Annotated in this window: 14 protein-coding genes and 2 tRNA genes; 5 read left to right on the plus strand and 11 right to left on the minus strand. The window is 44.3% G+C overall.

Annotated elements, in window-relative coordinates; genetic code table 11:
- Positions 1–14: 14 nt before the first annotated feature.
- The 3 genes from E0H94_RS16410 to E0H94_RS16420 form a co-directional block, all read right to left on the minus strand.
- Positions 15–854 carry a ParA family protein gene (locus tag E0H94_RS16410; protein ID WP_131327483.1) on the minus strand — a complete coding sequence of 280 codons (840 nt, stop codon included), beginning with the start codon at positions 852–854 and terminating at the stop codon, positions 15–17.
- An 84-nt stretch (positions 855–938) separates the two neighbouring features.
- On the minus strand, positions 939–1,328 hold the full coding sequence (locus tag E0H94_RS16415) for a SirB2 family protein (RefSeq protein WP_131327484.1): 390 nt from the start codon (positions 1,326–1,328) through the stop codon (positions 939–941).
- A 15-nt stretch (positions 1,329–1,343) separates the two neighbouring features.
- Entirely contained in the window at positions 1,344–1,652 is a 309-nt protein-coding gene (locus tag E0H94_RS16420; RefSeq protein ID WP_016165636.1) for a BolA family protein, read from the minus strand.
- 199 nt (positions 1,653–1,851) lie between these two features.
- Here E0H94_RS16420 and E0H94_RS16425 point away from each other — a divergent pair.
- Positions 1,852–1,927: transfer RNA gene (locus E0H94_RS16425), tRNA-Gly, on the plus strand.
- A 39-nt stretch (positions 1,928–1,966) separates the two neighbouring features.
- Positions 1,967–2,042, plus strand: a tRNA-Gly gene (locus E0H94_RS16430).
- 662 nt (positions 2,043–2,704) lie between these two features.
- Here E0H94_RS16430 and alr read toward each other — a convergent pair.
- The 8 genes from alr to E0H94_RS16470 form a co-directional block, all read right to left on the minus strand.
- The gene (alr, locus tag E0H94_RS16435; RefSeq protein WP_131327485.1) at positions 2,705–3,931 is read right to left on the minus strand and encodes an alanine racemase; all 1,227 of its coding nucleotides are present in this window, start codon (positions 3,929–3,931) and stop codon (positions 2,705–2,707) included.
- A gap of 59 nt (positions 3,932–3,990) precedes the next feature.
- Entirely contained in the window at positions 3,991–5,490 is a 1,500-nt protein-coding gene (locus E0H94_RS16440) for an amino acid permease (protein WP_165495627.1), read from the minus strand.
- Between the two features lie 401 nt (positions 5,491–5,891).
- Positions 5,892–6,866, minus strand: a complete 975-nt coding sequence (gene astE, locus E0H94_RS16445; protein ID WP_131327486.1) for a succinylglutamate desuccinylase — start codon at positions 6,864–6,866, stop codon at positions 5,892–5,894.
- Between the two features lie 23 nt (positions 6,867–6,889).
- Positions 6,890–8,230 carry an N-succinylarginine dihydrolase gene (gene astB / locus E0H94_RS16450; RefSeq protein WP_131327487.1) on the minus strand — a complete coding sequence of 447 codons (1,341 nt, stop codon included), beginning with the start codon at positions 8,228–8,230 and terminating at the stop codon, positions 6,890–6,892.
- A 24-nt stretch (positions 8,231–8,254) separates the two neighbouring features.
- A complete protein-coding gene (gene astD, locus E0H94_RS16455) occupies positions 8,255–9,724 on the minus strand; it encodes a succinylglutamate-semialdehyde dehydrogenase (RefSeq protein WP_131327488.1) in 1,470 nt (489 codons plus the stop codon).
- Complete coding sequence (astA, locus tag E0H94_RS16460) at positions 9,724–10,755, minus strand: arginine N-succinyltransferase (protein WP_116762684.1); 1,032 nt, start codon at positions 10,753–10,755, stop codon at positions 9,724–9,726. The genes astD and astA overlap by 1 nt, the downstream gene beginning before the upstream one ends.
- A 13-nt stretch (positions 10,756–10,768) precedes the next feature.
- On the minus strand, positions 10,769–11,986 hold the full coding sequence (locus E0H94_RS16465; protein WP_131327489.1) for a bifunctional succinylornithine transaminase/acetylornithine transaminase: 1,218 nt from the start codon (positions 11,984–11,986) through the stop codon (positions 10,769–10,771).
- 71 nt (positions 11,987–12,057) lie between these two features.
- Positions 12,058–13,332, minus strand: coding sequence for a Glu/Leu/Phe/Val family dehydrogenase (locus E0H94_RS16470; RefSeq protein ID WP_171462088.1), 1,275 nt, complete (start codon positions 13,330–13,332; stop codon positions 12,058–12,060).
- A gap of 180 nt (positions 13,333–13,512) precedes the next feature.
- Between E0H94_RS16470 and E0H94_RS16475 the strand changes: the two genes are divergently transcribed.
- The 3 genes from E0H94_RS16475 to E0H94_RS16485 form a co-directional block, all read left to right on the plus strand.
- Positions 13,513–13,956: an Lrp/AsnC family transcriptional regulator gene (locus E0H94_RS16475; RefSeq protein WP_413773024.1), complete on the plus strand. Its 444-nt coding sequence runs from the start codon at positions 13,513–13,515 to the stop codon at positions 13,954–13,956.
- Between the two features lie 11 nt (positions 13,957–13,967).
- A complete protein-coding gene (locus tag E0H94_RS16480; RefSeq protein ID WP_131327491.1) occupies positions 13,968–14,183 on the plus strand; it encodes a hypothetical protein in 216 nt (71 codons plus the stop codon).
- A 97-nt stretch (positions 14,184–14,280) separates the two neighbouring features.
- On the plus strand, positions 14,281–14,665 hold a 385-nt coding region (locus E0H94_RS16485; protein ID WP_171462087.1), incomplete at its 3' end, for a 3,4-dihydroxy-2-butanone-4-phosphate synthase.

Here is a 14,665-nt window from a genome sequence, read left to right on the forward strand (position 1 = left end):
CTGTATTCTCAATCTTATTTTTGCTCAATTTCATTGAACAATGAAAGATAGGCCTGCGTCAATTTATGATCTTTGGCTAAATAGATTAATGGCTGGTTTTGATGATGGGATTCTTTCATCAGCACTGAAGGTGGCAACATATTTTCCAATACTGGCAAGCCTTCATCTTTGAGTTGCTGCACCACTTCACGCGGCAACTTGGCTTGTGCTTGGTACTGATTCACCACAATGCCTTCAATTTCCAATTGGTCATTATGATCATCTTGGGTTTCAATCACATTTTCAATTAAGCTTTGTAGGGCACGTTTTGAGAATACATCACAATCGAACGGAATCAGCACGCGATCTGCGGCAATTAATGCCGACAAAGTAAAAAAATTGAAGGCTGGTGGAGTATCAATATAAACACGGTCATATTTGCCTTCGAGTAACTTTAAGGCATCCCGTAATTTATAAATTTTATGCTTGGCTTCTAAAGCATATGCCAAAGCCCCTAAACTTGGACTGGCAGGAATCACATCGAGTTGCTTAAACGGGGTTTGATGCACATAACTTTCCAGACCTTTGGGGCGATTCTTTAATAAAGATCCAATCGCATTGCCTAATAGTCCAGCTTTACTTTGGCTTGTCCCCAAAACGTCATCGAAGTAGTTTTCAATATTCGGTTCTAATGCAGGTTTATCAGCCGAATAGGTCGCATCATCCCCCAATAAATACTGACTGGAGTTGGCTTGCGGATCCAAATCAATCACCAGTGTTTTTAAGCCCTGATATGCGCTAATCGCAGCCAGATTGACCGTAATACTCGATTTACCCACACCACCTTTCTGATTAAACACCACACGTGTCCGCATATTTCCCCCTCCCTCAATTTTTATCTGTGATCGTTCAGCAGTGTAATCGATCATTTTTTTATCGTTATCGAAAATGTCTGACAATCAACCAAAATTTGGCTGAATCATCACCAAGCCCAAAATTGCAACAAATGCCACCACGGCTAAAAATAATCCTGCACGGCGTTGCGCCAAAACAAGCTGATCCTGCTTTTTATAGGCCTTACTTAAAGAAGACAAAAGCACGAAAAACAGAATAATTTTGGCATAAAACCAAGACTGCACCTCAAAACCTTTCATCACCAACAAGGCAACACCTGTCAAAATCAACAAGGTCATAGCGCTGTGCTGCAAAGCCACAAAAAATTTACGGGCAGATGGATTTGGTAAATTGCCTTCGGTTCCCGAAAATAAACTTCGCGCGCGAATCACAATTGCCACACCTGCCAGTATCACAGCCAAACCATGCAGTATTAATAACATTTGAGCATTCATAACAAGCCAATATCCTTAATGCTTAGGTGCATGTGCACATTCGGGGCTTGAAGTGTCTTGTCCTTGCCATTCCGATTCTACGAAGGCATGAATTGCCAGGGCATGAATGCGACTCGGGGCCAATAAATCACCCACAGCGGCATACACTTTTTGATGACGTTGCACTAAACGCAGGCCATCAAAGGCTTCGCTGACAATCACCACTTTAAAATGCGACTCTTTGCCAGGAAAATAACCACCATGCCCCGAAGATTCATTCACAATTTCTAAATAAGTCGGTGCCAATTGCTGTAAGCGGTCACGCAGTTGTAATTCTAAGCTCATGAGAATCTGCCTTTATCTTATCGATTGTATACAGTATAGCTGTTCTACCCCTATGTTTTGTATTTACAGGTGACTTTTAAGGTTTCAAGCGCAATTTTTTAGAAAATCTGGCATAAAATGCTTGTATTTTATGCAATTGATACAAGTTTTTTCAGAAACATATTGACCATCATTTTTCATACTGTATTATACACGGCATGCGGGAATAGCTCAGTTGGTAGAGCACAACCTTGCCAAGGTTGGGGTCGCGAGTTCGAGTCTCGTTTCCCGCTCCAAATTTTTTAGTGTAAGTTTTAGAAAAAACTGCTCAATATGCGGGAATAGCTCAGTTGGTAGAGCACAACCTTGCCAAGGTTGGGGTCGCGAGTTCGAGTCTCGTTTCCCGCTCCAGATTCAAAAAAGCCCTAGTCGAATGATTAGGGCTTTTTTTATGGCTAAAATTTAAATCTGAATAGTCCATCCATTTTTGATTCAATCCATTAGCCCACCAAATTTTTACAGAATTGATCTGATTCACCAGCAATCTTCTAGAAAATTACCGACTCAAACATTTACACACTCCAATAGCCGTTGCCAGAGCTTTAAAATCATTTTTGCATCACGGCAACGCTCAGGGGTATACACGCCATAATGCGCACAAAAAATAATCATAATTTACCCCCTAAAGAACCACCCAGATGAATTAACAAGATTTAAAACGCTGTGGGGAAGCAGGTGGCGATGCTTAAGGTCTCGGTGTGGTGTGTGGTTGGATCGAACAAACCAGCGGTGATGAATGTCATCTGGCAGATCGACCGAACGGTTTTCAAAGTCGAGCTTTGGGCGCACGTCGTATTCTGACCTATGATAAAAAACTTAGCCAAAGTTCAGGACTTCCTGCATCACTCCGGAGCATAAATGAGTTTGATGTGAAAAGCCGCCCTCAAGGCGAGGCTTATCAACGATCCATACGAATACAGATGCTTTTCATTAAAATGTCTAATCCACACCCCATAAAATCCCCCCTACTGGATGTAGGGGGGAATGTATTAATTCAAGGTATTTTGACGAATTTATCGCACCACAATTTTAGGATTGGAATTGCCCCACATGGTGTAGACATCTGCAAGCAGCGCACCATTATATTCTTCTAAATCACTTTGCTTGACGCTTTGATTGCCTTGCTGACCAAACAACACCACTTCATCACTGGCACGAATATCTGGGAAATCAGTAACATCAACCATAGTGGTATTCATGGAGGTACGTCCAACCACAGGGACTTTATGTCCACGAATCAGGACATAGGCTTTATTACTAAAGACACGACGATAGCCATCTGAATAGCCCATTGGCAAGTTCGCCAACAATGAATCACGCTTTAAGGTATAGGTTTGGTCATAACCAACGGTTGTACCTTTTAAATAGGCATTGACTGTTGCCACTTGGGTTTTAAAAGTCATCAACTTCTTATATTCCACACGGTCAGGAATACTGTCGCCATAAATCACGCCACCGGCACGAACCATATCTAAATGCGACTCTGGCACTGTTAACGTCGCAAATGAATTGGCGGTATGTAAGGTTAGCTCTTCACGTTTGAGTTTGGCTTTTTTAATGAGCCAATTCGTTTGTTGGTTAAAGACCGCTAAACGTTCCCGCACATATTTTTCATCTTCTACTGCATAATGCGTCATGATACCAACCAACTTTAAGTTTGGCAGTTTGGTCATATGCAGTGCTTGCTGTTTGCCTTGCTCACTGTTCAGTTCTAAACCATTACGATCCATGCCACCTGCATTTAAACCCAAATGATAGGCAACTGTAATGCCCTGCTGTTTCGCCCAAGCCGAGATACGCTGCGCTTGCTCATAGTTTCCGAATAATTCTTCCATCTTAAGTGAAGCTGCATTTTGAATTTCTTGATCGGTGGCTGCACGCAATCTTAAGATACGACCTTGATAACCCGACTGGCGCACCATCGCTGCTTCGGCATTGCTGGTAATGCCCACACAAGGTACATTTAACTTGATAATGCTCGGCATCAACAACTGGATTCCATGCCCATAAGCATCAGCTTTCATCACGGCACAAATTTGGCTCTTATCCTGTAATTGTTGTTGTAAGGTTTGAATATTCTGCTCAAAGGTCTGCACATTAATTTCAACCCAAGCGTTGGCTTGAGGCGCCGCAGCCTGTGTCGCTGAAATCTGTGATGTCAACATCGGTGCTGCCATCGCACTGCTCATATTCAGCAGCCCTGCCCCCAACATACATGCCAATAATGTTACTTTTTTCAAGACAAATCCCTCTTCGTCGTTATAAAAAAGAGAGGGTAAATACCCTCTCTCACTCTTGATTAATTATTTTCAGATACTTCATCATGATCAAGGCGACGACCATGCTCTAAAATCCAAGTGCGCTGGCGGTCTTGACGTTTACGACGCTTGTAAGCAATCCATAAACCGATAAACCAAAGTGGTGAAACAAACAGTGAAATACGCGTATCATGATCGAGACATAAAATCGCAACCACAAACACCATAAATGCAATCCCAAACCAGCTCATAAAAATACCAGCGGGCATTTTATAAATAGATTGTGCGTGCAAATCAGGGCGCTTTTTACGGTAAGCCAAATACGATGCTAGGATCATACCAAAGGCAAATACAGTCAAAATTGAGGTCAATGCTGTCACAATATTAAATGCAGACATGACATTTGGCGTAACGAACAAAATCAGCGTGCCAATAAATACGCAAATCATCGAACACAACAGGGCTTGTACAGGCACTTTACCTTTAGATAAGGTTTTAAAGCGCTGCGGCGCATCTTTCTCAACCGCCAAGCCATACAACATACGACTGGTGGCGAAGATACCGCTGTTTGCAGAAGACATTGCCGAAGTCACGACCACAAAGTTCACCACAGCAGCAGCAGCTGTAAGCCCGACCAATTGGAACATGGCCACAAATGGACTTTTGCCTGGATCAACGTGCTGCCATGAGGTCACGGAAATGATGACCAACAAGGCACCCACATAAAACAACAGAATTCGCCAAGGAATTGAATTAATGGCTTTGGGTAATGATTTTTCTGGGTTTTTGGTTTCTGCAGCAGTTGTACCGACCAACTCAATACCCAAGAAAGCAAACACCGCCATTTGGAAACCCGCCAAGAAACCTGTCACACCATGCGGTAAAAATGCATCAGGATCAGTGATATGCGAGAACGATGCCTTGACTCCATTTGGCGACATGAAGCCCATAACCACCAAACTCACACCCAAGATTAAAAAGGCAACAATCGCCACAATCTTGATCATGGCAAACCAAAACTCGGTTTCACCAAACATTTTCACCGTAAGTAAGTTCAGTACAGTCAACACCGTGATCGTGGCCAAAGCAGGTAGCCATACGGGTAAATCGGGATACCAGAACTGCATATAACCACCAATCGCGATAATATCGGCAATCGCAGTAATGATCCAACTGAGCCAGTAGGTCCAACCCAAAAAGTAGCCTGCCCAAGGACCTAAATAATCCGTCGCAAAATCTACAAATGACTTATAGTTGGTGTTGGAAAGCAGTAACTCCCCCATGGCACGCATGACAAAAAACAAGACAAAGCCAACGATCATATAAGTCAAAATGACTGAGGTTCCAGAATTGGCAATGGTTTGCCCCGACCCCATAAATAGACCTGTTCCGATGGCTCCGCCAATCGCAATCATTTGAATATGGCGATTGCTGAGAGAACGATCGAGTTGTTCTTCTCCAGCTGAATCGTAATGATGTCCGCCCAGTAAATCACCCTCTAGGGTTTCTTCCGACTTATTGAACTTATTTCCATTCATCATGTTTATTACTCCAATTTACACCTCAAAGAGGTGCAAATACGGGACAGATATAAAATTTTTCCTTATTTAATATCTATCCAAAATTAAGCTAAATATTATCTTTCAATAATATTAATTTTATGATTTAACCGAATTTTTAAAATAAAAATATCGACCAAATAATCACAACACAGATTGCAAAACCTATACCAATTTTATTAATTTAACATTAAAAAATAATAGCTTAATAAAAACATGACGCGAGTTCATCCACTGATTACAAGCTAACCCATAATCACTGGACGTAAATATTGCATTAATATTTTTTACAATATCCATATATTCAATTCCATTGAAAATCAATTTAACGATTTAAGCTCTATAAATCACCATCATCATATTTAATAAATCGAGACGAACAATCACACACGAAGCTCAGTTAATATCAAGCCGGCTCTTAACCCTTTTTTCACTTGAGTATTTGGAAATAAAATCCAGACCTGTTCTGGTGCAATCACATAAGGTTTACCCTGTTGCAGGGCAATTACCGCATCTGATTGGAACATTGAGAAATTGGGAGCAGAATCGGCAAGATTGAGCTGAAAGTCATCTTCAGTTTTGATAATCGAATCGACAACACGAAAGTTTTTAATTGCTGACTTTTGGCGTGCAGGTAAAGGTTGTGCTGTGACTACCGAACGTAACACTTGATTAATCGCGCTAAATGCCGATAAATCATTTTGACCAAAAGGTTTGGCATGTCCGAGTTCAAGGGTTGAACTCGCTGCCTGAAATCTTGAACTGGTATAGTGCGTGAAGGTGCGACCCGCCGCATTGTGGTATACCAAGGCATCCAGTTCCGCAGCACTTAAACACTCCAACATCACCGCATCATAGCCATGAGTTTGATAAGGAAATAAAGCAAAAGTCGGAAGCAAAGACGGACGGATCGCGGTATGTAAATCATAGTGATAGCGTTTGACCTGTGCTGGGCAAGATTTGAAAAAATCTGCCACCAACTGCTCTAGCTCCGCCACACGCTTCGCTTCAAAGGTTTCGGAAAATTGCTGATGTGCACCACAAAACATCCGATTCATGTCATTTTCAACATAACGTTGACCTGAACGAATCGCGACAGGGTTGCCCAAAATCAACAATAATTTGACCTTCAGTTGTAACGCCCCTGCAAATAAATCCTGACTGATCTGCGCTAACAATTCGATTGGCGCAGTTTCATTGCCATGCACACCTGCGGACAGCACAATAGCTTTTTCATAAGCCTGTTGAGGCGTAAAAGACAGTACCCCTTCAGCCAGCCATTCCCAGCTAAAATCGTCCTGTATGCCTCGGGTTGAAGCCGGTACTTTTTGCTCTAACACACTACTTAAAAAATCCATCTTCTGCTGTCCTTACTCGCGAGTTAACGTTGGAAGTGATATACCGAACCCAAGCCTAAAATTTGCGTCAACTCATCTAACGCAGTACGGCTTTCAATCAATAATTGCGGGTCGGCCAAATCTTGCTGTGCCAACTGATCACGGTAGTACTGATCTACCCACGTGTTTAAACGGTTAAACAAGGCATCATTCATAAACAGGTTTGGATTGATTGCATTCAGTTCCGCTTCATTCACCGCGACACGTAAACGTAAACAGGCAGGACCACCGCCATTGCGCATACTTTCACGCAGGTCGAAGACTTTGATGTCATCAACTGGGGTACCCATTTGAATCATGTCATTTAAGTAGCCCCACACTGCTGGGTTTTGACGTGATTCTTCAGGCACCACAATGCTCATCCCGCCATCGGCACGCGTGAGCAATTGGCTATTGAACAAATAGGTATTGACCGCATCTTTAACCGAAACACGCTGATCAGGCACTTCAATGGACACGAATTCTTGACCCAAGCGCGCCATTTTTTCGCGAATTTCTGACAATCCTTCAGATTGATGCAAAAATGCATGCTGATGGTGAAACAGGACGTTTTGGTTACTAACCGCAATCACGTCGTTGTGGAAGACACCTTGGTCAATCACATCGGGATTCTGCTGAACAAAAACGGTTTGTTCCGCTTTGAGCTGATGTAAACGTGCCACTGCTTCACTCGCCTCACGCGACTGGCGTGCAGGATAGTGTTTCGGACCAATACCACCACCGAGGAACTGCTGACCATAGACAAACACTTGCACGCTGGCTTGATCATAAGCACCGCCTAAACGGTTATGGTTCGCCGCACCTTCATCACCAAACAAAGCCACAGGTGGCAGTGCTTCATGATGGGCGAAGTGACGCTCATCCTTAAACATGGCTGCCATCACGCGAGACGTGGTGTCATGCTCAATTGAACGGTGGAATTTATTGTTCAAGTTTGCCGCTGTAAAATGCACACGACCATCTGCACTGTCCGCCGACGGTGAAACCGTTGCCGCATTGGCGGTCCACATGCACGACGCAGAACTCAAAGCGGATAACAATGCAGGCGAAGTTCGCATGGCTTGTTCAATCACGCTATGGTCATCCCCACGGAAGCCCAATTTGCGCAAAGTTGGCACATGTGGGCGTTCTTGCGGTGCAAATACACCTTGCTTTAAGCCCATGTCGGCCAAAGCTTTCATCTTTAACAGACCTTGCTTGGCAGCCAACTTTGGGTTGGAAAGATTATTTTGGTTTTTGGTCGATGCCTCGTTTCCAAAAGACAATCCTGCATAGTGATGCGTTGGACCGACTAAACCATCAAAATTAATTTCATAGCCTGACATTTCTAAACTCCCTTTTCTGTCGACTTACAGCACAATGCCTGGCGATAATTTTTCAGGTAGACTTACCTGCTGACTTTCCATTGATGCCATTGGCCATGCGCAATAATCTGCGGCATAGAAGGCACTGGCACGATGGTTTCCTGATGCACCTACACCACCAAAGGGTGCAGCACTTGACGCGCCTGTTAACGGTTTGTTCCAGTTCACAATGCCTGCACGCGCTTCAATCAATAAACGCTCGAACAGCTCACGGTCAGGTGAAACTAGACCCACCGACAGACCGAATCGAGTGCCATTCGCTAGTGCCAAAGCCTCATCGAAATGGTCATAACGATAAATACAGCTCAATGGGCCAAAATATTCCTCATCTGGCACATTGTTGACCTTTGTGACCTCTAAAAGGCCTGGGCTTAACAAGCTACTGTTGGGGTCGGCTTGAGTCACAGGCAATAACACCTCAGCGCCCAAATCGACTAAACGTTGTTGCGCTTGTAAAATTTGCTGTGCTGCATGCAATGAAATCACCCCACCCATAAACGGTTGTGGCTGTGCATCCCACTGACCCACCACCAAATTACGGCTCACTTCAACCAAACGTTGAATGAAGGCATCACCTACAGCACCATTTTTGATAATCAAACGGCGCGCACAGGTACAACGCTGACCTGCGGAAATAAAGGCAGATTGGAGGGTTAAATTCACCACTGCATCAATATCGGTAATTTCATCGATAATTAATGCGTTGTTACCGCCCATTTCTAGAGCCAGAATTTTTTCTGGAGCACCTGCCAATTGTTTATGCAAGTGGTAACCCGTATTGGCACTACCCGTGAACAACAAGCCATCAATTTCATGGGATTGAGCCAGTGCTTCCCCTGTACTACGACCGCCTTGTACCAAGTTCAATACGCCTGCGGGTAAGCCTGCTTCTTGCCACAACTTCACGGTTTCTTCCGCTGTCCATGGCGTAAGTTCACTTGGTTTAAAAACAAGGGTATTGCCCGCGATTAAGGCTGGAACAATATGACCATTCGGCAAGTGACCTGGGAAGTTATATGGGCCAAATACAGCCAATACCCCATGTGGGCGGTGGCGCAAAGATGCTGCACCATCAGCCATTTCCGTTACGCTTTCGCCTGTACGCTCATGGTAAGCACGAATCGAAATGGCCACTTTCGCAATCATCGATTGAACTTCGGTTAAGGTTTCCCAAATCGGTTTGCTGGTTTCACGGCTAATAACTGTCGCTAACTGTTGTTTATTTTGTTCTAGTAAGCTCGCAAAGCGATGAATCACCTCAATACGCTCTGCAAGTGGGCGACGTGCCCAAGCAGCAAAGGCAGCACGTGCCGATTGACATGCTTGCTCCACTTGCTCAGCTGTGGCTTCTGCACCGTGCCAAATTGTTTCTTGTGTGACAGGATCGAGTTTGTCCCATGCTGCACCCTGTGCAGGAGACCATGTCCCATTAATATATAGATTTCCTTGTGACATTATTTTGACTCCATCTTGTCTAAAGGCAACATACGAATACTTTGCCCCGCTTGTACGCCAAGCGCATAGGCTTGTTCAGCCGTTAAACTTAAGTTGTCTGCATCCGCAGCATGTTGAATTAAAATTGCGCGATAATCGTGATAACGGTCATTTGCTACCAAATAACGACCTGTCGCTTCTGGCAGACTGCTCACAATCTTCACGGCACAGGTCTGGCTTTCCTTGACTGCACGTAAGTTTTTCACTTCGGCTTCGAGGGTTGGCCCTGCATCAAAAATATCGACATACCCTTGATAGCGCAGACCTTCCGACTCTAAAACACGAGAAGCTGGAACCGTCTGGGGATGAACTTGCGCAATCACTTGCTGTGCGGCCAATGGCAATAAATCGGTATACACAGGGAAGCGTGGCATTAATTCCGCAATAAAGACTTTTTGCCCAATACCACTCAGGTAATCCGCCGTAGAGAAATCCATATTGAAAAAGTGATAGCCCAAGGCATCCCAAAAGGGCGATCGACCATTTTCATCGGAATAACCGCGCATTTCTGCAATCAGGGTATTTTGAAACGCCTGCTGAAATGCAGCGATAAACAGAAAACGGATTTTAGAAAGCAATTTGCCATTTTGATCTTTACGGTACTCAGGATCTAAAAACAGCGTGCACAGCTCACTACATCCTGTATGGTCATTGCTTAAAAACAGGGTGTTTAAGGCCTTATAAACATTCAGAGCCTGTGAAGCATGCACTTGCTTGCCCACATGAAAGTTATAAAATGGTTCCGTCAAACCCACCGCAACTTCAATCGCACTCACACCGACCACGCGCTGCAACTGGGTATCTTCTAGAACAAATAAATAACCTTGCTCATTTGGCGCAGCTTGACCTTGTAAGGTCTTTTGGGTGCGTGCAATTCGAGCCAGTAAGATCTCTTTATTTTGGGGTAAAGAAGTCAGACCTACGCCCGACTTCCCCGCCAGAATGAAGATGTCATCTAAATCTCGATGCTCTGCATGTCTAACAATCATCATCAGCGGTGGCCTATCACGCGCCAACGAAACGTGCAAGCGCACGCTCAAAACGTTGTAAACCCGCTTCAATATCCGCTTCTGGAATAATTAAAGAGGGTGTGAAACGCACGACATTTGGACCTGCAATCAATGCCAACAAGCCTTCTTCACCAGCAAGTGTAACGATGTCTTTGGCTTTACCGGCATATTCTGCTTTGAGTACACACCCAATCAATAAACCTTGACCGCGAACTTCTTCAAACAAGCCAAAACGTTCATTCAAACGCTTTAAACCTTCAGCAAAAATTTGCGCACGGGTACGTACACCACTCAATACTTCAGGGGTATTGATAAAGCCAAATACCGCAGATGCCACCGCAGATGCCAATGGATTACCGCCATAAGTCGTGCCGTGATCACCCACCGCATACATATTGGCGTATTTATCGGTAGTAATCATGGCGCCAATTGGGAAACCACCACCGAGTGCTTTGGCTGTGGTTAAAATGTCTGGCGTCACGTCAGTGTTCATATAGGCATATAGCGCCCCTGTACGACCCACACCGGTTTGTACTTCATCAAAAATCAGTACAGCACCATGTTGGTCACACAGCTCACGTAAACCTTTTAAGAATTCAGGATCGGCAGTAATGACCCCACCCTCACCTTGAATCGGCTCAACAATCACCGCACAAGTATCGGCATCAATCGCTGCACGCGCTGCGTCCAAATCATTAAATGGAAGATGTTGAATACCTTCTGGTAAAGGAGCAAAATCTTGCGAGTATTTGGGTTGACCACCTGCCGAAACGGTAAATAACGTACGACCGTGGAAGGCATTTTTAAATGCAATAATCTTATTCTTGCGCGCAGAGCCTGAAAGTAGACCCACTTTGCGCGCAAGTTTTAAAGCTGCTTCGTTGGCTTCTGCACCAGAGTTACAGAAGAACACTTTATCGGCGAAGGTACTTTCAACCAATTGTTTTGCTAGAGTAAGTACAGGCTCATTGGTATAACCGTTACCGATATGCCATAACTTTTGACCTTGTTCGACTAAGGCTTTGACTGCAACTGGATGTGCATGTCCAAGCGCATTCACCGCAATCCCCCCTGCAAAATCAATATATTCTTTACCTTGTTGATCCCACAAACGAGAACCTTCACCACGCACAGGAATAAATTGAGCGGGTGCAAAAACAGGCACCATATACTGATTAAAATCTTGGCGATTAGGTTGGCTATTCTGGTTCATGGTCTGTTCTTCCTTAATAAATCTGGTGTTGTTCTTGCTTGAATGTGCCCCGAAGGGCACGGAACTTGCCCTTAACCCGGGAAAATTCCTCGTTCTTTACGTGCTTTCAAAATGCGTTCACAAGCCAAAATGTACGCTGCGGTACGCAAGCTGCAATCTTTGTCATCTGCTGTATGCCAAACGTCTTCAACCGCTTTAATCATGAGCTTGTCTAAACGCTCATTAATTTCTTCTTCGGTCCAGAAGTAGCTTGCCATGTCTTGAACCCACTCGAAGTAACTCACGGTTACACCGCCTGCATTACACAACACATCAGGAACAATCATGATTTGACGTTGTAAAAGAATATCTTCTGCATCTGGATAAGTTGGACCGTTGGCACCTTCCAAGACTAATTTGGCAGTCAGTTTCTGAGCGCGCTCAGGCGTAATCTGACCTTCTAACGCAGCCGGGATTAAAATATCCATCTCCACGGCCCAGAACGCTTCATCTTCAATTAACGTTGCATCAGGGAAACCTGCGACACCTTTATGAATCGCAACATAGTCTTGCAATTGCTTAACATTCATACCTTCTGCGTTGAAAATCGTGCCTGTGTGGTCTTGCACACACACCACTTTCGCATTGGCTTTATGGAAGAGATATGCAGCTTCGCTACCCACGTTACCAAAGCCCTGAACGGCAATACGGCTGCCTTCAAGTGTTAAGTTAATTTTCTTGGCAACTTCTAAACCCGTCACGAATACGCCGCGACCCGTTGCACGGACACGACCCAATGAGCCGCCTAAATGCACAGGCTTACCGGTCACTACACCTGTGACGGTATGACCTTTGATCGTGGAATAGGTATCCATCATCCAACCCATAATGTCCGCATTGGTGCCTACATCTGGCGCGGGAATATCGGTTTGTGGGCCAATGATTGGGCTAATTTCAGTGGTAAAACGACGTGTCAAACGTTCAAGTTCACGTGGAGACAATTTACGCGGATCTACTCGAATACCGCCTTTCGCACCACCATACGGTAAGTTTAATACCGCAGTTTTAATGGTCATCCATGCTGAGAGGGCCATGACCTCATTCAGTTCTACATCTGGATGGTAACGAATACCGCCCTTACCCGGTCCACGCGACAAATTGTGTTGTACACGGTAACCTTCGAAATGCTGAATAGAACCGTCGTCCATTACAATAGGCACATCGACAATAAGCGCACGCTTTGGACGCTTTAAAGTATTGATAAATGGGATTAAGTCTTCTTCAAGATAAGGGGCTACACGGTTAATCTGAGCAAGGTAGGTTTGCCATGCGCCACTATTTTCCATTTCATACGACAAAGACATTATTTTATCCTCTGAGAATTTAATTGAGCTAATCCATTCAAAATAGGAAACACCCCATCTATTGGACACCGCCTCAGCTCGGTGTTGTTCCAACTGGAGTGTTACCCAGTACGCATAGTATGGAAAATCAAAACGACTCTAAAAAGTTGTAATTTTGATTAAAATGCAATAAATTTTAGCAAAATGACAATCTGGAAAATCAAAGTGAATGATACTGACAGTCAAATTCTGGGTTTGCTGCGTGACAATGCCCGTATGTCGATTACCGATATTGCCCACAAAGTGCGTGTTTCCCGGAATACCGTGCAAAAGCGCATTGAATATTTAGAATCAAGTGGCATCATTACGGGCTATACCGTCCGCTTAAAACCGGGCAGTGAGAAAAACACCATTCGTGCATGGATGAACATTATGGTCGAAGGCACCAAAACCAGTGCCGTCGTGAAAGAATTAAGAATTGATCCTTCGGTGCATACCCTGCATACCACCAATGGCAAATGGGATTTATTGGTTGAGCTGAAATCGGACAGTTTGGAAAGTTTTGATAAAACCCTAGAACGCATTCGGACCATTTCTGGCATTTATAATACTGAAACCAGTATTTTGCTTTCGACATATAAAGCATAAGCAATCCCGTCATGGTGATTTCAAGTGAGCATCCTAAACGCTTGGCAAGCCAAACCATTCTGATCAATATCGCTTCATTTGATAGAAAAGAGCAGCTCAACCCCATTTTCTCGAAAATTTGCTCCGATTTTGCCCCCATAAGTTTAACCAATTGTTCATTTTTAAATGGCACAACTCTTTTAAAATCCCGCGTGGCTGTGTATAACAATCGACGTACAAAAAAGTAAAAGCATAGGCAAACTGTCTAAAAAAGCGTTAGACTATGCCACAATCAAAAATGCAAACCCTTTGGTGATTTGCAGACGAATAGAAAGGTGAAGATTGATGCCGCTCAATACCGTTGAAGAGCTCGTAGCAGATATCCGTGCAGGGAAAATGGTCATCCTGATGGATGATGAAGACCGTGAAAATGAAGGTGACTTGGTCATTGCGGCGACACACGTCCGCCCAGAAGATATCAACTTCATGATTACACATGCGCGTGGGTTGGTGTGCTTAACTTTAAGCCGTGAGCGCTGTCAGCAATTGAATTTACCTTTAATGGTCGATGCCAACGGTGCGCAACATGCCACCAACTTCACCCTGTCGATTGAAGCAGCCGAAGGGATTACCACAGGTATTTCCGCAGCTGAACGTGCACACACCATTCAAGCAGCGGTTGCTGCGCATGCCAAGCCTAGCGATATTGTGCAACCTGGACATATCTTCC

The organism is Acinetobacter sp. ANC 4173 (genome assembly GCF_004331255.1).
Taxonomy (GTDB): domain Bacteria; phylum Pseudomonadota; class Gammaproteobacteria; order Pseudomonadales; family Moraxellaceae; genus Acinetobacter.

What these genes read in the sequence shown, in the direction of transcription:
- E0H94_RS16410 (WP_131327483.1), bottom strand. Translation starts at nt 854, where the DNA reads ATGCGGACACGTGTGGTGTTTAATCAGAAAGGTGGTGTGGGTAAATCG.
- E0H94_RS16415 (WP_131327484.1), bottom strand. Translation starts at nt 1,328, where the DNA reads ATGAATGCTCAAATGTTATTAATACTGCATGGTTTGGCTGTGATACTG.
- E0H94_RS16420 (WP_016165636.1), bottom strand. Translation starts at nt 1,652, where the DNA reads ATGAGCTTAGAATTACAACTGCGTGACCGCTTACAGCAATTGGCACCG.
- E0H94_RS16440 (WP_165495627.1), bottom strand. Translation starts at nt 5,490, where the DNA reads ATGATGAATGGAAATAAGTTCAATAAGTCGGAAGAAACCCTAGAGGGT.
- astE (WP_131327486.1), bottom strand. Translation starts at nt 6,866, where the DNA reads ATGGATTTTTTAAGTAGTGTGTTAGAGCAAAAAGTACCGGCTTCAACC.
- astB (WP_131327487.1), bottom strand. Translation starts at nt 8,230, where the DNA reads ATGTCAGGCTATGAAATTAATTTTGATGGTTTAGTCGGTCCAACGCAT.
- astD (WP_131327488.1), bottom strand. Translation starts at nt 9,724, where the DNA reads ATGTCACAAGGAAATCTATATATTAATGGGACATGGTCTCCTGCACAG.
- astA (WP_116762684.1), bottom strand. Translation starts at nt 10,755, where the DNA reads ATGATGATTGTTAGACATGCAGAGCATCGAGATTTAGATGACATCTTC.
- E0H94_RS16465 (WP_131327489.1), bottom strand. Translation starts at nt 11,986, where the DNA reads ATGAACCAGAATAGCCAACCTAATCGCCAAGATTTTAATCAGTATATG.
- E0H94_RS16475 (WP_413773024.1), top strand. Translation starts at nt 13,513, where the DNA reads ATGACAATCTGGAAAATCAAAGTGAATGATACTGACAGTCAAATTCTG.
- E0H94_RS16480 (WP_131327491.1), top strand. Translation starts at nt 13,968, where the DNA reads ATGGTGATTTCAAGTGAGCATCCTAAACGCTTGGCAAGCCAAACCATT.